This window comes from Nonomuraea sp. B208 (genome assembly GCF_057536035.1).
On sequence record NZ_BAAJOU010000021.1, the window covers coordinates 452,808 to 472,035 of the forward strand.

Consider the following 19,228-nt stretch of genomic DNA (forward strand, 5'->3'; position numbering starts at 1 on the left):
CGCCCAGGGGATCCCTCACGATCTATCGGCAGCGTGCCCCGTTGAGGTGGAACACCTCGGGCGCCGTGTTCGGGCCTGAGGGGTTCGTGCCGTTGAACCCGAACGTCACCCGCTGTCCGGGCGCGATCTTGCTGTTCCAGTCCAGCGCCTTGGCCGTCACCACCGCGCCCGACTGCGACAACGTCGCGCCCCAGACGTTCCCTGCCTGCTGACCGGCCGGGAACGACCAGCGCAGGGTCCAGCCGTCCACTGCCTGCCTGCCGGTGTTCTCGATCACGACCTGCGTGGTGAACCCGCTCGGCCACGAGCCGTGCGCCGTGTAGACGACCCGGCAGTCCACGCGCTCGCCCCTGTCGGCCAGGAACGCCGAGACCCAGGCCAGCGGGGAGTTCCAGTTGATGGTCAGCTCGTTCGTCGACCACGACTCGATGTGGTCGATGTAGCAGAACTGCGGCTTGCAGCCCTGGAGCAGACGCTGCGCGACGGGGTCCTGGATGGCGGAGTTCGGGCCGCCGGCCAGGGTGCCGCGCGGCGGGTTGGGCAGCGCGGGGTCGAGCTGGTGGGCGTACCAGCGGCTGTGCTGGTTCTTCGAGGCGACCTCGCCGTAGCCGGTCACGTACGACTGGTTGAGCGCGTTGCGGCCCAGGATGTAGTCCATGCCCTCGCGGACGGCGCCGCGGTACTTCTCCTCACCGGTCAGGTCGTAGGCGGTGGCCAGGACGACCAGGTTGTTCAGCACCAGGTTGTTGGAGCCCCAGTCGTAGTCCGGCGGGTTGTAGGGCAGCCCGTACGGGTGCGCCCGCTGGATCGCCAGATACTTCTCGGCCCCCAGGACCACCGACTTCCGCACCTGAAGCCGGTCGGGCAGCGCGTTGGGCACCGTCGCCAGGTCCAGTCGGCCGAGCTGGGCCGTGTTGCCCCAGTCGAAGCCGCGATCGCGCCAGATGTCGGCGGTGTGGTGCGGCGAGGCCAGGACGAAGTCCCTGAACTCCTTCTCGCCGGTCGTGATGTAGAGCTCCGCCGCCGCCCAGTAGAACTCGTCGCTGACGTCGGCGTCGTTGTAGGCGCCGCCGCCGGTGCCGTCGGCCGGGTCGGCGTACCTGGCGGGCTCGGCCTTGGCCGCCGCCCACGCCTTGCGGGCCGCCGTCAGGTTCCTGGCCGCGAAGGCGGCGTCGTACGGCGCGAACAGCCGGGCCGCCTGCGCCGCCGTCGCGGCCAGGTTCAGCGTCGCGGCCGTGGACGGCGGGTGCAGCTCGCGCGGCTGCGGATCGAGGTGCGGCAGCAGCGGCAGCCCGGTCCAGGCCCGGTCGTGGATCTTGTGGTGGGCCATGCCGGCCAGCGGCTTGCCGTCCGGCACCTGCATGCTCAGCAGGAACTCCTGCTCCCAGCGGGCCTCGTCCAGGATGTCGGGGCGGCCGTTGCCGCTCTCCGGGATCGCGAGCTGGCCGTCCTTGAAGGCCGCCCGGTCGCGCTCGTAGGCGGACATGAGCTGGTGGACGGAGATGCCGCCGTTGACGACGTACTTGCCGTGGTCGCCGGCGTCGTACCAGCCGCCTCTGACGTCGAGCGAGTAGTCGCAGACGCCGGGCTGGCAGGGGACGCTCACGTCGCCCTGGTTCGGCGCGACGCCGAGGTGGCCGGCCGGGCGGGCGTAGCCGGGGCGCAGGCTGCCCAGGATCTCGATGCCGCTGCGCTGGGTGTAGTAGAACTTCAGCGCGTCGGTCGGGAGCTGGTCGTAGAGGTCGGCGGCGATGTCGAACGGGCGGCTCGTCTCGCCGTCGGCGGTGATCGTGTAGCCCTCACCCGCCTTGCGGTAGGAGCCGAAGTCGAGCGTGTGGACGTTCTGGCCGGAGCTGGCGTCCACACCCCTGGGGGTGGTCCTGCCCTTGGCGACGGTCTCGTTGTCGGCGTTCTTGAGCTCCCAGTCCAGCGCGGCCGTGGCGGCGGTGACCACGGTGGCCCTCTTGGGGCCCGAGGGCAGGTAGCCGAGCATGTTCACACGGACGCGGGGCCCGGTGTCCGGCTCGTAGACCTCGGGTTCCGCGCCGCCCTTCAGCGACACGTCGTCCATGCAGAACCTCCAGGGCTCGGCGCTGCCGCCCAGCTGGAACGCCACCTGCGCGTTCGGCAGCGACACGGGGGCGGTGAAGGTGTAGGAGTAGTCGTTGCCCGAGACGCTCATCTCGGGGGCGGCCGACAGATACTGCGTCCACGGGTCCACGGGGAGCTGGATCAGGGCGCGGCCGACCTTGGCCGGGGTGGCGGTGGCGAAGAACCCGAAGGCGTACGTCTCGCCCTCGACCAGCGGGAGGTCGTTCTGGCCGATGATGACGTCCCAGGGGTTGGCGGTGCCGCCGGGGATGTCGGCGCACAGGCGGCCGTCCTGGACGACGGGCGTCACGTTGCCGGTGCTCCACCAGGGGGCGGTGCCGGTGTCGAAGGTGCCGTTCACGATCTGCTCGGGTCCCTCGTCGGCGGCGTGAGCGGACGTCGCGGGGGACAGGGCGACCATGGTGAGGAGGGCCAGTAAGGCGGCCCGGCATCGGGGCATGGAGGTCCTTATGGGGGGAGTTGGGAGCGCTCCCAATCCTGAAGGGCCGGTGGGGCCGCGTCAACGGCCCCGCACCAACCATGATTCAGAAGGGTGAAACTTTCACGCGCCCCGTGTCCGTCGTCAGCGCCGGAAGGGGCCTCGCACCTCGTACGTGATCCCGCCCGTCCCCGCCGTCTCGCCGCTGGTGCCGCGCTGGGAGGAGAAGTAGAGCCGGGTGCCGTCGGGCGAGAACGCGGGCCCGGTGATCTCCGACTTGGCCTGCCCGTCGAGCCGCATGATCGGCGCCACGACCCCGTCCGGGGTGATGATGTTGATCTCCATGTTGCCGCCGTCCTCGGCCACGTAGAGGTCGCCGGAGGGCCGCCCGGTGATGTTGTCCACGCCGTCGAGCGTCCCGCCGCCGTCGTAGACGGCCGTGACGGTCGAGCGGGCCACGTCGTACGCCCACACCTTCCTGTCGCCCTTGGCCGTGAAGTAGCAGATCCCGCCCGCGTAGTGGCAGCCCTCGCCGCCGCTGAAGTGGCGGGCGGCGGAGACCTGGTGTCTGGTCTGGGTCTCCAGCACGCCGGGCCCGGGGTCGGGCACCGGACGCCACTCGACGGCGTCGCCGCCCGCGCCGCAGAGCACGTCGAGCCGGCCGCTGGACAGGTCGCCCCAGGTGGTGGGGGTGAAACGGTAGAAGCAGCCGTCGGACTCGTCCTCGGTGAGATAGACCACCCGGTGGTCGGGGTCGCAGGCGGCGGCCTCGTGCTTGAAGCGGCCCATGGCGGGGCGCGGCTGGGCGGAGCGGACGCCGTACGGGTCGGTCTCGTACACCCGGCCGCGGAAGACCTCCTCGCACGACAGCCAGGTGTTCCAGGGGGTCGCGCCGCCCGCGCAGTTGAGCGTGGTGCCGCTGAGGATGCGGTAGGCCCGGTCGATCGAGCCGTCGGCCCGGAACTTGATGGCCGAGGCCCCGCCGACCAGCGGCACCTCGGAGTTGGAGACGTAGATCCAGCCGGTGCCGTCGGGGAAGCAGGCGCCGCCGTCGGGCGCCGGGTGCCAGAGCGTCCCGCCGACGACGCGGCCGGTCCTCGCCACGATCCGGCCGGTGAACCCGGCGGGCAGCGCCATGCCGTTCGCGTCGGGCGCGCCGAGCGGCCCGTACGGGCTCGGGCCCGCCGAGACGGCGGCCACCGAGGCGGCGGCGTCGTGCCACACCGCGCCGGAGAAGGCCACGGCGCCGAGGCCGGTCGAGAGGGCACGTAAGAAGGTGCGGCGTTGCATCCTCGCTCCATCCACTCGGGGGGGCTCCGTACCGCACCCGACAGTAGACGCCGGTCCGTCCCCTGCGTAGGCCCAGTTCTGACGCTGACGGGTCTCTTACGCCCTTGAGAGATCCACTTGTCCTGGCCTCGGGTACGGGTGCCGTGATCACACCCAGGAGGCACCGGAGATGGCCGATTTTCCCATCGTCGTCGGGATCAACCGCACCCAGGACGGGTCCATCGCCGTCGCGGTCGGCGACACGGGCATGTACAGCCTGCAGAAGGAGCGCATCACCCGGCGCAAGCACCACTGGGGCCGGCTCGGCGACCTGCCCGACCGCTACCTGCCCGCGATGCCGCTGCTCAAGGAGCCGGTGGACCTCGTGGTCGAGGGGTATTCCTCCGACGCCGAGATCGAGAACCTGGAGGACTACCACGAGGAGCTGCGCGAGAGCCTGAGCCTCAAGGAGGACGCCAGGATCGTCCAGGTCTCGCACCACCTGAGCCACCTCTACAGCGCCTTCCACCCGTCGCCGTTCGAGGAGGCGGCCGGCCTGGTCGTGGACAACCAGGGGAGCCCGGTCCGGCGCTTCACCGAGCCGTTCACGCCGCCGCCCGGCGCCTCCGGCGACCTGCTGGAGGTCGCCTCCTTCTACCGGTGCACCCGCGACGGTGTCGAATGCCTGGCCAAGCAGCTCTGGCACGGCGACTGGGCCGACCCGGCCGGGCTCGGCTGCTTCTACGCCCTCCTCACCAAGGCGCTCTGGCCCGAGGGCGAGGGCAACGAGGGCAAGGTCATGGGCCTGGCCCCGTACGGCGACCCGGACGCGCTCGGCCTGCCCGGCCTCGACGTGCGCGGGCACGAGGTGCTGATCCCGTCCGCGTGGACCGAGCTGTTCGCCCGGCGCGAGGAGTTCATCTACGAGCCGGGCGGCGAGCCGTTCCGCCGCTCGGCGAACCTGGCCGCCGCCGGCCAGCGCGCCTTCGAGAACGCCCTGGCCGCCCTCGCGGAGTGGCTGCACGCCAGGGCCGGCCTGGACAAGCTAGCCTTCGCCGGCGGCACGGCGCTCAACTGCTCGGCCAACGGCCTGCTCATCAGGCGGGGGCCGTTCCGCGAGGTCTTCGTCCCGCCGAGCCCGCACGACGGCGGCACCGCGATCGGCTGCGCCCTCTACGGGCTGGAGGCCGTGCTCGGCGTACGCGGCCGGTGGCGCTGGCGCGACGACTTCCTCGGCCCCGACCCCGACGAGAGCGAGATCGCCGCGGCCGTCGGCAGCCTGCCGGACGGCCTGGTCGCCGAGCAGCCGGAGGACCTGATCGCCGCGACGGTGGCGCTGCTGGAGGACGGCCGGGTCGTGGGCCTGCACCAGGGCCGCAGCGAGTCAGGGCCGCGCGCGCTCGGCAACCGCAGCATCATCGGCGACCCGCGCAGACCCGACATCCAGGACTACATCAACTACGAGGTCAAGGGCCGCGAGTGGTTCAGGCCGCTGGCCCCGCTGGTGCTCGCCGAGCACGCCCGGCGCTTCTTCGACGTGGACCGGCCGGCCCCGTTCATGCAGTACGCCGCCGACGTCCGCCCCGAGTTCCGCGAGCTGCTGCCCGGGGTCACGCACGTGGACGGCACCGCCCGGCTGCAGACGGTGGAGCCCGAGCGCACGCCGTTCCTGCACGCGCTGCTCACCCGCTGGTACGCGCGGACCGGCCTGCCCGTGCTGATCAACACCTCGCTGAACGGTCCGGGCCGGCCGCTCACCGAGACGCCCGAGCACTCGATCGACACGCTGCGCACGACCGGCATGCACGCGCTGGTGATGCCGCCGTACCTGATCAGGAAGACGGACTGATCAGGAAGACGGACTGGGCGGCGGCTCGCCGAGGCGGTCGAGCACGTTCGCGGTGATGCGCGCGACCGCCGCCGAGCTCTCCAACCCGCGCGGCCAGTCGGTGGTCGCGCCGGTGAACACCGTGCCGTGCGCGGTGTGCAGGCCCATGGTGGCGGCCCCGTTGCCGAACCCCCAGCCGGCCGCCCCGCAGTCGCCCACCGCGAGGATGGTGAACCCGGCCGGGGTGCCGTCCGCCCCGGTGGGCACGTAGGGCGGCCCGGCGGCCCGGTCGAACGCGGCCCCGTCGCACTCGTAGCCCACCAGGCACTCCTCCAGCCCGAACACGTCGCCGTCGCGCAGCCCCGTGCCCGCGTACACCCAGTGATCGGCGTGCTGGACGCGGAAGCCGACCGGCTCGGGATGCTCGTCGCGGTCGCGCTCGCCGCCGTTGCGGAAGCTGACGCCGGTCAGCTCGTTCTCCGGCGGGCCGTGCTCGTGCCAGAAGCCGGTCCGCTCGAAGCTGACCGGGTCGCGGAAGGCGATCCGCCACCAGCAGGTGTTGCCGCCGAAGAAGGCCACGTTGCGCCCGGCCGCCACGTGCCGGGACACGGCGGCGCGCATGGCGTCGCTCCAGTACTCGTCGTGCCCCGCGCTCACCAGCAGCTTGTACGGCCCCAGCAGCTCCTCGCCGTCCCGGTGCAGGTCGAGGTCCGTGCAGTAGTCCACCCGGTAGCCGCGCCCGGCCAGCCAGGCCACGAAGCGGCCGTCCCAGTGGACGAACGTCTGGCGCGGCGTCGGGTCGTACGGGTCGAAGTTCGTCACGTCGTAGGGGGTGGCGCCGGTGCCGCCGCCCGGCCGGTGCAGCGACACCCCCGGCTCCGGATCGCCCGGGACGTCCGCATGGTCGTAGAGGCACCAGCCGCCGGAGACGTTGTAGGCGTGATAGGTGAACAGCGGCAGCTTGTAGAGGATCCGGGCGGACGGGACCGCCGGGCGCACCACGAAGAGCGCCTTCGCCTCCCGCCCGTCGGGCGTCGTACGGTCCGGGTCCGTACGGTCGCCGTCGTCGTCGCCCTCGACCAGCACCGCCACGTACACCCCTGGCTCGGCCGGGGCGGGCAGCTCGTGGCCGGGCCAGGCAGGCAGCGGCTCGCCACGGGGGCCGGTCCCGTCGCGGCCCCAGTCGTGCGCGGGCAGGTGCGGCGGCGCGTCCGCGCCGGGCAGCCACGGCGACTTCGCCGACAGCGTCAGCCCGTCGCCGCACCGGTGGAGCTCCACCCGGAAACGCGGCGCGTCCGTCGCCGCCCGCAAGGTCAGCGTCCCGCCCGCGCGAGGGCTCGGCTGCTCCACGTAACCCCTGATCACATCGCTGGGACTACCCGGTCGTACGACACGAAATAGCAGGTCAGCGTATGTATTGGGTTTGCCGCGCCGAGGCCGGTAGCGTCGGCCGCATGCGCGCGTACCTGGTGACACTCACGCTCTCGGCCGCGCTCTCCACCGCGTGCGGCGGCCCGGCCGCGCCCGCCGCCGCGCCCGAGGCGGCCTCGCCCGCCTCGCCGGCCCCCACGCCCTCGGCGGCCCCGCTGCGGGGCAAGACGGTCGTCCTCGACCCCGGGCACAACGGCGGCAACGCCTCCCACCCGGAGCAGATCAACCGCCTGGTCGACGTGATCAACGGCACCAAGCCGTGCAACACGACCGGCACCGAGACCGACGCCGGCTACCCCGAGCACGCCTTCACCTGGGACCTCGCCGGCCGGCTCAAGCCGATGCTCGAACGCATGGGCGCCAAGGTCGTCCTCACCCGGCCGAACGACAAGGGCGTCGGCCCGTGCGTCACCGAGCGGGCGGCCATCGGCAACGAGGCGCGGGCGGACGCGGTGCTGTCCATCCACGGCGACGGGGCCGCGCCCCGGGGGCACGGCTTCCACGTGATCATGCCGGGCCTGCTGCCCGGCCACAACGATGAGGTGATCGAGCCGTCGCGGCGGCTCGGCCACGCCGTACGCGACGCCTACCGCGCCGGCACCGGCATCCCCTACGCGAACTACGTCGCCAAGGACGGCCTCCAGACCCGTACGGACCTCGGCGGCCTCAACCTGTCGACCCGGCCGGCGGTCTTCATCGAGTGCGGCAACATGCGCAATCCGGGCGACGCCCGCAAGATGTCCAGCCCAGCCTTCCGGCAGCGCATGGCGACCTCACTCGCCACCGGCCTGCGCGACTTCCTGACCTGATCACCGCGTCAGTGACAGAGCGGTTCGCCGCCCACCACGCACGCGATGTCGTCGAGCTGCACGCTGAGCAGGGTTCCGTTCATGCCGAGCACGAGCACGAGGTCGCGCCGCGAGGGGTGGGCCAGCATGACCCGGCCGACGACTCCGTTGTCCAAGATCACGGTGGGGCGGCCTGCCGCGTAGTCCATGCCCTCGTGACTCCTCTCCGAGAGGGACCGGCCCCCGCCGGACCCTTCTCCCCCCAGGATGCACAGGCGAACCCCGTCACCGCATCGGCCATCCGGACCAATTTCTCACCGGACTTCCTGACTCGGGCTTCGGACGGAAGAAAGTCGGGTCCGTTGAGTAGGATGGCGCTCACGTTGCCGCGTGGCTAAGGAGACGGCCTTCCCGTGACCGACTTAGAACGCCTTCCGCCCGGTGTCGACCCGACGGTGCCGAGTTCGGCCCGCGTGTACGACTATCTCCTGGGCGGCAAGGACAACCTCGCCGTCGATCGCGAGGTCGCCGAGAAGCTGCTCGCGGTCGCCCCGGACACCCGGCTCGTCGCCCGGGCCAGCCGCCACTTCCAGATCGAGGCCGTCCGCCACCTCGCCGAGCAGGGCGTCCGGCAGTTCCTCGACCTGGGCACCGGCATCCCCACCTCGCCCAGCATCCACGAGACCGTGCGCCAGGTGCATCCCGGCTGCCGGGTGGTCTACGTCGACAACGACCCCGTGGTGGGCCTGCACGCCCAGGTGCTGCTGGCCGACGCGCCCGGCCTCGCCGCCCTCCAGGCCGACCTGCGCAGGCCCGCCGACATCCTCGACAGCCCCGAGGTCACCGAGCTGATCGACTTCGACCGGCCGGTGTGCGTGCTGATGGTGGGCGTGCTGCACTACGTCATGGACGACGAGGACCCGGCGGGCATCGTGGCCGCCTTCAGGGACCGCATGGCGCCGGGCAGCCACCTGGTGCTCTCCCACGCGCTGGCGGAGAGCGACGCGCAGGCCGTCGGCCGGCTGCGCGCGTCCACCGACGGCACCTCGGCCCAGGCCGGGTTCCGCACCCGTGAGGAGGTGCTGTCGCTGTTCGAGGGGTTCGAGCTCATCGGGCCGGGGCTGGTGCCGGTCCACGAGTGGCGCCTCGGCCCGGACGATCAGGAGGTCCCGCTCATCGACGGGGTGCCTCGCCTGCTCTTCGCGGCCGGGGTGGGCCGGGTCAAAGCCTGATCCCCGCGACGATCCTGCTGAGGTCGGGGACGAGCGGCTCGGAGGCCATGACGGTGACGGCGACGCCGTCGCGCTCCACCCAGCCGACGTAGCGGCCGTGGCCGAGCGCGCCGTCGCCCTTCATGGTGAGCACCTTACGGTCACCGATCTTCGCGGTCCGCACGTCCCCCGAGAACGTGCCGAGCCGGAGCGGGGCCTTCTTCAGCGCGTTCAGCTCGCGCAGGCCGGGCTTGCAGACCACGCGCACCCACAGCCAGCGGTGCTTGAGGTCCACGTCGTCGCGGTTGTCGGACCACTGGTAGCCGTACTCGGTGAGGCCGTCGTGGCGGCTCACCTCGACCTGCCCGTGCGTGAAGCCGCGCGGCAGGACCTCGACGCGGACGCCCTTGATCGCGTTGGACCTCCTGGCGGGCCGGTCGATGTCCGAGCTGTTCGCGCGCTTGACCTCCGCCTTGGACGGCGTCGGGCAGGAGGGACGGGTGGCGGCCCCGGCGGCGGGGGCGGCGATCACGGTCGCGGCGAGCACGGCGGCGGACAGGGCCGCGAGGTGCCGGTTTCTGTTCATGCCCGGGTTGGATGTCCTGCTGATCACAAAAGTTCAGTACGTCTTGAGCTCGATGTCGGTCGCGAACTTGTCGGTCATTTTCATCATCCAAGCGAGGAGGAAGCGGTACTTGAACATCCAGTTCCGCATCCGGATCCGCGACGGACTCCCGGGTGCGAGGAAGGGGCCGGCGTTGCCGTTCTCGGAGATCTTGGCGTACGGGCGGAAGACGCGCTCGTACGCGTCGAACGCCGCCCGATGGTCGCCGCCCGCCGCCGCCAGCTCGCCCGCCAGCACGTACGCGCCCACGACGGCCAGGCCGGTGCCGAACCCGCCCAGCGTGTTGCCGTACGCCGCGTCGCCCAGCAGCACCACGCGGCCTCGGCTGTACCGGTCGATCCGGACCTGGCTGATCGAGTCCAGGTACACGTTGGGCGAGCGCCGCACCGCCGCCAGCACCTCCGGCACCCGCCAGCCCATGCCCGCGTACGCCCGCGCCAGGATGTCCTTCTGCTGCCCGGCGTCATAGCGGTCGTAGTCGAGCGGCTCGGAGGCGAAGACGAAGAACGCCGGCGCCTTCGGCCCGCCGACGGCCGCCATCCTGCCCGGCTCGTTGTACATCCGCCCGACCGGGCCGAAGTCCTGGTCCAGGTCGACCAGCGCGTAGTAGTGGCCGAGGAAGCGCACGAAGTCGGACTCCGGGCCGAAGGCGAGGCGGCGGACGTTGGAGTGGATGCCGTCCGCGCCCACCACCAGGTCGAACGTGCGGGGCGCGGCGCGCTCGAAGGTCACGTGCACGCCGTCCGGGGTCTCGGTCAGCGACGTGATCGAGTCGCCGAAGACGTACTCGCAGGCGGGGGCGGTGCGCTCGTAGAGCAGCCTGGCCAGGTCGCCGCGCTGGATCTCCAGCTCGCCGCCGGTGAACTCGCCGGGCATGACCGCGAGCGTGCGGCCCTCGGCGTCGACGAGGAGCTGGTCGGTGCCGCCGGTCTGGAGCTTGCGCACGTCGTCCAGGATGCCCATCCTGGACAGGACCGTGCGGTGGGTCTCGCCCTTGAAGTCGACCGCCTGGCCGCCGGGGCGCAGCGCCGGGGCCTTCTCGACGACCGTGACGGAGCAGCCGTACCTGATCAGCCAGTGGGCGAGCGCGGGGCCGGCGATGCTGGCGCCGGAGATGAGAATGGTGAGGTTCTTCATGTCCAGCAGCCTCGCGACCTGCGCTGACAACCCGGCGACCACCGGCTGACAGCCCTCCGCCTCCCTGTCAGCCCGGGTGCTGCGCGGTCAGGGCTTCCCGGGCTTCGGCTCGTCCCATGGCGGCGCCCTTGGCGTACGCGGTCGCGAAGCCGTCCGGCCCGAGGACGGCGGTGGCGCGGGCGGCGGTGGCGGCCACGTCGGGGTCGCCCGCGACGGCGATCCCCCGGAGCGCCGCCCCCATCCCGAGCAGCAGCCCCGCCCGCGCGGCGTCCTCGGCCGTGGTTTCCTGGGCCGTGGTTTCCTGGGCGGGGAGCAGGGCGTGGCCGGCCAGGCCCTCGGCGACGGCGGCGAGGTCGGCGGTCATCGGGGAGCCGAGCGCGGCGGCCAGCGCCTCGCCGTGCCTGCGCGCCGCCTCCGCCGCGTCCCCCCGCGCCTCCGCGAGCCGCCCGAGCGCCGTCAGCACCTGCGACCTGATCCCGGACGCGGTGAAGGCCCAGCTCCCCTGCACGATCTCCAGCGCGGCGTCCAGCCGTTCGGCCACCTCGCCGATCCACGCCAGCCCGTCCTCCTTCGGCGGGAGGTGGGTGTGCTCGATGCGGGTGATCTCGGCGGCCACCAGGTGGATCGTGGCCATCAGGGCGGGCCGGCCGGTACGGCGGGCCAGCTCCGCCGCGCGTTCGCAGTCGGCGCGCGCGCCCCGCGGGTCGTCCGCGCGGCAGCGGGCCTCGGCGCGCCGGCAGAGGACGTCCACCAGCTCCTCCGCCGCGCCGAGCTCCTCCAGCAGCCCCACCGCGTCCTGCCAGAGGCGCATGGCCCGCGCCCGGTCGCCGCGCCAGCTCGTGATCAACGCCAGCCAGTCGAGCGCCTGCGCCTTCCCCCAGCGCTCGCCCACCGCGCCGAAGTCGGTCAGCACGCTCTCCAGCTCCCGCTCGGCGGCCCCGATCCTGCCCCGCAGCACCAGGACGAGCGCCTCGCTCAGCCGGCCCAGCGCCCGGCTCCACGGGTCGGCGGAGAGGAGCGGCGGCCAGTGTTCGCCGCCGTCGTCGTCCGGCGGCCCGGCGACCATGCCCCACAGCGCGGGCCCCAACCGGCAGCGCATCGGCCGCCCGAGCGACCCGGCGGCGGCCCGCGCGCGTTCCCAGTGCGGCGATCCTGCGTCGGGCACGGCGTGCAGGACGGTGAGCACGTACTCCTCGGCCAGCTCGGCGGGCGGCTCGGCCCCCAGCGTGTCGAGCAGGCGGGTCGCGGGCGCGATGGCCTGCCCGCGCCGCCCGCTTAGCCACCAGTACATGGCCAGCGCCGCCACCAGCCGCGCCGCCGTCGCCGGGTCGTGCTCCACGCTCCAGCGCAGCGCCGCCCGCAGGTTCGCGTCGTCGGCCGACAGCCGGGCCAGCCAGTCGAGCTGTTCGGCCCGGTAGAGGTGGTCGTCGGCGCGCCGGGCCAGCTCCAGGAACCAGGCGGCGTGGGCGCGGCGCAGCCGTTCCTCCTCGCCCGCCTCGGCCAGCCGGTCGGCGCAGAACAGCCGGATCGTCTCCAGCATGTGGTAGCGCTCGCCGTCGGTCTCCACGAACGACTTGTCCACCAGGCCGGCCAGCGGCTCGGCGGCGTCCGCGCCGCAGACGGCCTCGACCGCCTCCAGCCGCGCGCCGCCCGCGAACACCGCGAACCGCCTGGCCAGCTCCTGCTCCTCCTCGGCGAGCAGGCTCCAGCTCCACTCGACGACCCCGTGCAGCGTACGGTGGCGGGCCGCGGCGGTGCGGTCGCCGCGCGACAGGAGCGCGAAGCGGCCGTGCTCGGCCAGGCGGGCGGCGATCTCGGCGACGCCGAACGTACGCGTCCGGGCCGCCGCCAGCTCGATCGCCAGCGGCAGGCCGTCGAGCGCGGCGCAGATCCCGCGTACCGCGTCGAGGTTGTCGGGGCCGAGCGCGAACCCCTGGCGGACGGCCGCGGCCCGGTCGGCGAACAGCCGGACGGCGAGCGGATCGGGCAGCGGGGCGAGCGGGACGAGGTGCTCGCCCGTGATGTTCAGCGGCTCCCTGCTGGTGGCGAGGACGGTCAGGCGGGGGCAGGAGGTGAGGAGCCGGCGGGCCAGCGCGGCGGCCCCGGCGACGACGTGCTCGCAGTTGTCGAGGACGAGGGTCAGCTCCTGCTCCGACAGCGCGGCCACCACGCGGCCGGCGGCGTCGCCCGCCCCGCCGGCCTCCGGGGCGCGCAGCGCGGGCTCGCGCAGCCCGAGCGCGCCGAGCACGGCCGCCGCCACCTGGCCGCCGGAATCGCCGTCCACGAGAGAAAGGTCCACGAAGCAGACCTCCCGCCGCGCGCCCGTGGTGGCCTCGACGGCGAGGCGGGTCTTGCCGGTGCCGCCGGGGCCGACGATCGTCACCAGCCGGGCCTCCGCCAGGGAGCGGATCCTGGCCAGCTCGTCCTCGCGCCCCACGAAGCTGGTGAACGGCGTCGGCGGCTGGGTCCGCGCCACCGCGGCAGGACCGGCGGTGGAGCCGCGCAGGATCTCCAGGTGCAGGGCGGCCAGCTCGGCCGACGGGTCCGCGCCGAGCTCGTCGGCGAGCAGCCGCCGCGTCTCGTCGTACACGGCCAGCGCCTCGGCCTGCCGTCCGGCGGCGTGCAGGGCGCGCATGAGCAGCCCGCGCGCCCGTTCGCGCAGTGGGTGGGCGGCCACCAGCTCCCGCAACGCCCCCACCGGGCTGGCCTCGGGAAGCGCCAGCTCGGCGGCCAGCAGGTCCTCACGCGCCGACAGGCGCAGCTCCTCCAGCCGTCGCGCCTGCGCGGCGGCGAGCGGCGCGTCGAGGACGTCGGCCAGCGCCGGGCCCCGCCACAGCTCCAGGGCGTCCCCGAGGACGGCCGCCGCCTGCGCGGACAGACCGGCGGCGAGCAGCCGCCGCCCCTCGCGGGCGAGTCGTTCGAAGCGATGGGCGTCGACGTCCTCCCGCTCGACGGCCAGCCGGTAGCCGGCGCCGTGGAACTCGATCAGCCGGTCGGGCAGGGCCCGCCGCAGGCGGGAGACCTGGGCCTGGACGGCGTTGGCGGCGCCGGCGGGCGGGTCGTCGCCGTACTGGCCGTCGATGAGGCGTTCGACGCTCACCGTGCGGCCGGCGTCGAGGAGCAGCAGGGCGAGCAGGGCACGCGGGCGCGGGCCGCCGACGGCGACCTCCCGGCCGTCTGCCGCGCGGACCGTGAGCGGGCCCAGGATGCCGAACTGCACGTCCCGATTGTCGCGCATGCCAGGGTCAGGCCGGCGGGGCCGCCGTGGCGCGGCGCACCCAGGCGGCCGGCCAGATCGTGCCGAGGGCCGCGTACACGGTGAGCAGCGCGAGCGTCGGCACGCCGGCCGCCGCCGCGACGACGGCGGCTGCCGCCAGCAGGAACGTCCAGACGTACAGGGTGGCGCGGCCGTTCGGCGCGCCCGTGTGCGCCGCCTCCTGCACCGGCGTGACCAGGGCCATGACCGCAGCGCCCGCCATGCCCACCGCCTCCGCGCCCAGGGCGACGCCGAGCGCGAGCGTCGCGACGCCGGCGGCCAGCAGCGCGCAGCAGAGACCCGCGACCCGGGCCTCCGCCCCCTCGAACAGCAGCCGGGTCGCCCGCGCGCGAGCCAGCCGCAGCACCGTCGCCGCCTCGAAGACCCAGGCCACCCAGTGCATCAGGGCGATGAGCACGAACACCGCGATCAGCGGCGGGACCGCCGGCAGCAGGAGCAGCAGCCGCAGGCCGCCCCGGTGCCGGCGCCGCAGCTCCGACAGCTTGCGCTGCAGCGGGTTGCGCTGCTTCAGCGCCTCGGCCAGCAGGTCCCTGGCCGGGCCGAAGCCGGGATCGAGGTGGAGCACCTCGCGGAAGTGCCCGGCCGCGGCCCTCGGATCGCCGAAGGCTAGCGCCGCCCGGCCGGCCGCCAGGTGGGCGGTGGTGCTCTCGGGGTCGATCCGGAGCGCGTACGCGGCCGTCGTGCGGGCCGGCTCGGCCTCGCCGAGACAGGTGTGCGCGATCGACAGCAGCGAGGCCAGATCCGCGTCCTCGGGATCGACGGCCAGCCCGCCGCGGGCCGCGTCCGCCATCTGCCGCCACCGGCCCGCGGCCGAGTGGGCGCGGGCCAGCAGCTCCCACACCGCCGCCTGCTCGGGGGCGTGCGCGAGCGCCGTCTCCCCGGCCCGCACCGCGTCGTCGGGCTGGCCCGAGCGGTAGTGGACCTGGCCGGCGACGTAGTGCGGGAACCAGTGGCCGGGAGCCAGCCTGACGCCCTCGCGCGCCTCCTCGGCGGCCTCCCCGGCCTTGCCTTGGCCGATGAGGGCGAGGGCCAGCAGGCAGTGGGCGGTCTCCTGCTCGGGCTCGGCGGCGAGGACGCCGCGCAGCTCCCGCTCGGCGTCGGCGGGGCGGCTCAGCCTCAGCAGCGTCCGCGCCCGCTCCAGGGACTCGCCGACTTTCACCATTTGCCCTTGACCCAGGGCAGCAGGTCGTCCCAGGCGCCGGACTCGTTGGAGTGCAGGACGTAGTTGCGGGCCGTCGCCATCCACTCGCGTACGGCGGTGGGGCGGGCGGCCTTGGCGGCGGCCAGCAGGTCCATGGTGGTCATCGGGATCGGGTGGCCGGCCCGCATCGACTCGTGCAGCTTCACCTCCACCGCCCGGTCCACCACGCCTTTCAGATCCGCGCCCACCATGTGCTCGGTGGCCCGCGCCACCGCGTCGAAGTCCAGGTCCGCCACCGGCTTGTCGCGGCAGAGGATGCGCAGGATGGCGGCGCGGGCGCCCGCGTCCGGCGGCGGCACGAACACGAGCTGGTCGAAGCGGCCGGGGCGGCGGAAGGCCACGTCGATGTACCAGGGGGCGTTCGTGGCGGCGAGGACGAGCACGCCGTCGTTGGCGTTCTGGTCCACGCCGTCCAGCTCGGCGAGGAACTGGTTGACGATCTGCCGGTTGTGGGTGTTGCGGGCGTCGGAGCGGCGGGCGGCGAGGGCGTCCACCTCGTCGAAGAACAGCACGCACGGGCGGTTGCGGCGGGCCAGGTCGAACGTGGCGCGCAGGTTGCGCTCGCTGGAGCCTATGTACATGTCCAGGATGTCGGCCAGGCCGACGCTGATGAACGCCGCCCCCAGCTCGCCGGCCGCCGCCCTGGCCAGGTGGGTCTTGCCCGCGCCCGGCGGACCGTACAGCAGGACGCCGCCGCCGGCGCGCTTTCCGTAGGCGGCGAAGAGCTCGGGCTGCTGGAGGGGGAGGAGGAGCTTGACGCGCAGGGACTCCTTGACGGCATCCATCCCGGCGACGTCGGCGAACGTCGTCCGCGCCCGCTCCACCTCCGCCGGCCCGTCCCCCGGCCCTGCGGCTGTCGCCGGGTACCCGCCGCCCGCCCCCGCTCCAAGGGAGGGGGCGGGCGGGGCCGGGAAGGAAGAGGCGGGCGGTCCTGCGGGGGTGGGTGCGGGCGGGGGTGCAGGGGCCGGGGCCGGGGTGGGTGCGGCGGGGAGGGCGAGGGCGGTGGCGACCTCCGGGTCGGCGGAGGACGGGTCGCGGGTGACGGCGTCGTAGTAGCGGTAGGCGGCGCGGCCGAAGTCGCCCTCGCCGAGCAGGGCGCGGGCCGCGACGACGCCGAGGCGCGGCGGGTAGCCGGGCGTCGCGAGGAACGGCTCCAGCGCCGCCAGCGCCTCGCCGTACGCGCCCCGCCGCACGAACGTCTCCGCCAGCGAAGCCGTCACGTCCGGGTCCCGGGGAGCGAGCATGAGCGCGGCCCGGAGCTCCGTCTCGGCATCGGCGAGGTGCCCCTTGGCCAGCAGTTGCTCGCCGAGGTGCCGCCGAAGCGGGAGGTTGTCCGGGGACAGGCGCGCCGCCTCCCGGAGCGCCTGGAGGCCGGCGTCTTCGAGCACAGTCCCGGTCCCTTCTGTCGCAGAACATCACTTCTGTACGGGACTAGGCAGGCTATCGAAGTCGATCGGAGCGGCGTGTCCGCTTCCCGCGAGCCTGAGGAAAACCACAGGTAGATCCGGGCATCCGCATCATTCCGGCGGCAGGGGCCCAGTCCGTAGCGTCCCTGGACATGATCGGAAAGTTGATCGACGTCCCGCGCCGGACCGTGGCGGGCCTCGGCCCGGCACTGGTGCTGGCGTGCGCCGTCCTGCTGGCCGCGATGACCGACAGCACGATGCAGCCACTGCCCGCCTCCGCCGCGTCCGGCGAGTTCAGCGCCGCGCGGGCCCGTACCCATCTGGAGCGCTTCGCCACCGAGCCGCGCCCCATCGGCGGCGCGGCGGCCGAGCGGGCCAGGACCTACCTGGTGGCCCAGTTGCGCGCGGCCGGGCTTGATGTCGAGGTGCAGCGGGCCGTGGGCGCGAACGCCTCCACCGGGCTCGCCTCGTTCGGGCTGGTGCACAACATCGTCGCCACCCGGCGTGGCCACGACCCGACGGGCACGGTCGTGGTCGCCGCCCACTACGACTCGGCGGCGATGGGCCCCGGGGTCTCCGACGACGCCGCCGCCGTGGCCGCCATGCTGGAGACCGTACGGGCGCTCGGCGACGCGCCGCTCCGCAACGACCTCGTGCTGCTCATGACCGACGGCGAGGAGGACGGCGTGCTCGGCGCCGAGGCGTTCGTCAGGGAGCACCCGCTCGGCCGGGCCGGGGGCGTGCTGCTGAACTGGGAGGCGAGAGGCGTCTCAGGACCGTCGCTGATGTTCGAGACCTCGCGGGGCAGCGCCGGGCTGGTGGAGGCGTACGCCGCCGCCGCGCCGCGCCCGCGCGGCGACTCCACGATGGCGGCGGTGTACCGGCTGCTGCCCAACAACACCGACTTCACCCCGCTCACGGCGGCCGGCTTCGCGGGGCTGAACTTCGCCTACATCCAGCGCTCCTCGCACTACCACACGGCCGGCGACTCCCTCGCCAACCTGGACCCGGGCAGCCTGCAGCACCACGGCTCCACCATGCTGGCGCTGACCCGCGCGCTCGGCGCGGCCGACCTGCCCGCGTTGCGCACCGACCACGACGCCACCTACTTCCGTCTCTTCGGCGTCCTGATCACCTATCCGGACGCGCTGGTGTGGCCGCTCGCGGGGCTCGCCGCCGCGGCGGTCGCGGGGCTCGCGGCCGTGGCCCGGCGCAGGCGGCTGCTCAGCGTGCCGCGGCTGGTCGTGGCGGCGGTGTCGGGGCTGGTGCCGCTCGTGGTGTCCGCGCTGCTGGCCCAAGGGTTGTGGGAGCTGCTGGTGGCCTGGCGGCCCGCGTACGACGGGATGGGCGGGCTGCTGCACCGGCCGGACGCCTTCCGCGCGGCCGTGGTGGCGCAGACCGCGCTCGTGGTGCTCGGCTGGTACCTGCTCCTGCGGCGGCGGCTGGGCCCGGCCGCGCTCGCGGTCGGCGGGCTCGCCTGGGCGGCGGCGTTCGGCGTGCTGTGCGCCGCCGTCGCGCCTGGGGCGTCGTTCGTGTTCGCGCTGCCCGCGCTGGGCTGCGCCGTCGGCGGTCTCGTGGCGCTTTCGGTGGGTCGGCCGCTCGTCGCGGCGGCGGCGCTGACGCTCGGCGCGGTGCCGGCCGCGATGCTGCTGTCCGGGCTGGCCAGGAACGTCTTCGACGGGATGGGGCTGGCGCTCGGCGGCGCGGCGGCGCTGGTGACGGCGCTGCTCGGACTCCTGCTCCTGCCCGTCGCCGAGCTGTGCCTGCCCGGACCGAGCGCCCGCGCACGGGCTCGGGGGCTGGGTCGGCCCGAGGCGGGCGTCCGGGCCAGGGGACTGGCCGGGGCGCCGGTGGGCGCTCTCGGTCTCGCGCTCGTCGCCTTGCTCGTTCCCGTGCTGGTCGCCGCCGGTCTGGCCGGTGACCGGTTCGACGCACGCAACCCCGCCCGCACCCACCTGGCGTACGTCATGGACGCCGGCACCGGCGCCGCGCGCTGGGTCAGCGCCGACCCGGAGCCGCCGGCCTGGACCAGGAGGTACGTCACCGGCCGCGACCGCACGCCGCTGCCCCCCGGCTACGCGCGCGGCACCACGCTGTGGACCGGCCCCGCCCCCACCCTGGACCGGGCCGCCGGGCCCCGCCTGACCGTGCTGCGCCGCGACGGCGACCGCGTCGAGCTGCGCGTGAGCGCGGGCCGGGCCGCCCGTTCGCTCACGCTCAGGATCGAGCGCCCGATCACCGAGGCGACGGCGGCCACCGCCGGGACGGCTCCGGTGACCGTGCGCGTCGCCGGTACGCGGGCGAACACCTGGCCGGGCGAGGTCCGCTTCCGCGGCCTGCCGGACGCGGGGGCCCGGATCTCCCTGCGCGTCCAGGGCGCCGACAAGGTACGGATCACCGCGATCGCCGAGACGGACGGCCTGGCCGCCGTGCCCGGCTTCGCGCCCAGGCCACCGGAGCTGGTGGCGGCCACCCGGGAGGACGGCGAGCTGATCGCGGTCACCCGTACCTACACTGTCTGACCG

Annotated in this window: 13 protein-coding genes; 4 read left to right on the forward strand and 9 right to left on the reverse strand. The window is 74.2% G+C overall.

The window, feature by feature from the left end; all coding sequences use genetic code 11:
* Positions 1-22: 22 nt before the first annotated feature.
* The gene (locus tag AC27IY_RS19085; protein ID WP_487178726.1) at positions 23-2,551 is read right to left on the reverse strand and encodes a glycoside hydrolase family 9 protein; all 2,529 of its coding nucleotides are present in this window, start codon (positions 2,549-2,551) and stop codon (positions 23-25) included.
* A 123-nt stretch (positions 2,552-2,674) separates the two neighbouring features.
* A complete protein-coding gene (locus AC27IY_RS19090) occupies positions 2,675-3,820 on the reverse strand; it encodes an alkaline phosphatase PhoX (RefSeq protein WP_423451865.1) in 1,146 nt (381 codons plus the stop codon).
* 169 nt (positions 3,821-3,989) lie between these two features.
* Between AC27IY_RS19090 and AC27IY_RS19095 the strand changes: the two genes are divergently transcribed.
* Positions 3,990-5,648 (forward strand): carbamoyltransferase family protein, encoded by a 1,659-nt coding sequence (locus AC27IY_RS19095; RefSeq protein WP_487178727.1) that lies wholly within the window; start codon positions 3,990-3,992, stop codon positions 5,646-5,648.
* On the opposite strand, the gene AC27IY_RS19100 is transcribed toward AC27IY_RS19095, so the two are convergent.
* Entirely contained in the window at positions 5,649-6,992 is a 1,344-nt protein-coding gene (locus tag AC27IY_RS19100) for a N,N-dimethylformamidase beta subunit family domain-containing protein (protein ID WP_487178728.1), read from the reverse strand.
* An 89-nt stretch (positions 6,993-7,081) separates the two neighbouring features.
* Between AC27IY_RS19100 and AC27IY_RS19105 the strand changes: the two genes are divergently transcribed.
* Positions 7,082-7,867: an N-acetylmuramoyl-L-alanine amidase gene (locus tag AC27IY_RS19105; RefSeq protein WP_423477365.1), complete on the forward strand. Its 786-nt coding sequence runs from the start codon at positions 7,082-7,084 to the stop codon at positions 7,865-7,867.
* Between the two features lie 8 nt (positions 7,868-7,875).
* On the opposite strand, the gene AC27IY_RS19110 is transcribed toward AC27IY_RS19105, so the two are convergent.
* A complete protein-coding gene (locus AC27IY_RS19110; RefSeq protein ID WP_344213353.1) occupies positions 7,876-8,055 on the reverse strand; it encodes a hypothetical protein in 180 nt (59 codons plus the stop codon).
* 204 nt (positions 8,056-8,259) lie between these two features.
* Here AC27IY_RS19110 and AC27IY_RS19115 point away from each other — a divergent pair, with 204 nt between their 5' ends.
* Positions 8,260-9,078: an SAM-dependent methyltransferase gene (locus AC27IY_RS19115; RefSeq protein WP_423451859.1), complete on the forward strand. Its 819-nt coding sequence runs from the start codon at positions 8,260-8,262 to the stop codon at positions 9,076-9,078.
* Here the strand turns inward: AC27IY_RS19115 and AC27IY_RS19120 are convergent.
* The 5 genes from AC27IY_RS19120 to AC27IY_RS19140 form a co-directional block, all read right to left on the reverse strand.
* The gene (locus AC27IY_RS19120) at positions 9,068-9,643 is read right to left on the reverse strand and encodes a hypothetical protein (RefSeq protein ID WP_487178729.1); all 576 of its coding nucleotides are present in this window, start codon (positions 9,641-9,643) and stop codon (positions 9,068-9,070) included. The genes AC27IY_RS19115 and AC27IY_RS19120 overlap by 11 nt on opposite strands.
* A gap of 33 nt (positions 9,644-9,676) precedes the next feature.
* A complete protein-coding gene (locus tag AC27IY_RS19125; RefSeq protein ID WP_487178730.1) occupies positions 9,677-10,819 on the reverse strand; it encodes an FAD-dependent monooxygenase in 1,143 nt (380 codons plus the stop codon).
* 67 nt (positions 10,820-10,886) lie between these two features.
* Positions 10,887-14,039, reverse strand: a complete 3,153-nt coding sequence (locus AC27IY_RS19130) for an AfsR/SARP family transcriptional regulator (protein WP_487178731.1) — start codon at positions 14,037-14,039, stop codon at positions 10,887-10,889.
* Between the two features lie 25 nt (positions 14,040-14,064).
* The gene (locus AC27IY_RS19135; RefSeq protein WP_487178732.1) at positions 14,065-15,258 is read right to left on the reverse strand and encodes a tetratricopeptide repeat protein; all 1,194 of its coding nucleotides are present in this window, start codon (positions 15,256-15,258) and stop codon (positions 14,065-14,067) included.
* The gene (locus AC27IY_RS19140) at positions 15,252-16,685 is read right to left on the reverse strand and encodes an AAA family ATPase (protein WP_487178733.1); all 1,434 of its coding nucleotides are present in this window, start codon (positions 16,683-16,685) and stop codon (positions 15,252-15,254) included. The genes AC27IY_RS19135 and AC27IY_RS19140 overlap by 7 nt, the downstream gene beginning before the upstream one ends.
* Before the next feature lie 170 nt (positions 16,686-16,855).
* Between AC27IY_RS19140 and AC27IY_RS19145 the strand changes: the two genes are divergently transcribed.
* On the forward strand, positions 16,856-19,225 hold the full coding sequence (locus AC27IY_RS19145) for a M28 family peptidase (RefSeq protein ID WP_487178734.1): 2,370 nt from the start codon (positions 16,856-16,858) through the stop codon (positions 19,223-19,225).
* Positions 19,226-19,228: the final 3 nt, after the last annotated feature.

Bases quoted from the DNA above. Each gene is read 5' to 3' on its own strand.
- AC27IY_RS19135 (WP_487178732.1), bottom strand. From the start codon at position 15,258: ATGGTGAAAGTCGGCGAGTCCCTGGAGCGGGCGCGGACGCTGCTGAGG.
- AC27IY_RS19085 (WP_487178726.1), bottom strand. From the start codon at position 2,551: ATGCCCCGATGCCGGGCCGCCTTACTGGCCCTCCTCACCATGGTCGCC.
- AC27IY_RS19145 (WP_487178734.1), top strand. From the start codon at position 16,856: ATGATCGGAAAGTTGATCGACGTCCCGCGCCGGACCGTGGCGGGCCTC.
- AC27IY_RS19105 (WP_423477365.1), top strand. From the start codon at position 7,082: ATGCGCGCGTACCTGGTGACACTCACGCTCTCGGCCGCGCTCTCCACC.
- AC27IY_RS19120 (WP_487178729.1), bottom strand. From the start codon at position 9,643: ATGAACAGAAACCGGCACCTCGCGGCCCTGTCCGCCGCCGTGCTCGCC.
- AC27IY_RS19110 (WP_344213353.1), bottom strand. From the start codon at position 8,055: ATGGACTACGCGGCAGGCCGCCCCACCGTGATCTTGGACAACGGAGTC.
- AC27IY_RS19125 (WP_487178730.1), bottom strand. From the start codon at position 10,819: ATGAAGAACCTCACCATTCTCATCTCCGGCGCCAGCATCGCCGGCCCC.
- AC27IY_RS19090 (WP_423451865.1), bottom strand. From the start codon at position 3,820: ATGCAACGCCGCACCTTCTTACGTGCCCTCTCGACCGGCCTCGGCGCC.
- AC27IY_RS19095 (WP_487178727.1), top strand. From the start codon at position 3,990: ATGGCCGATTTTCCCATCGTCGTCGGGATCAACCGCACCCAGGACGGG.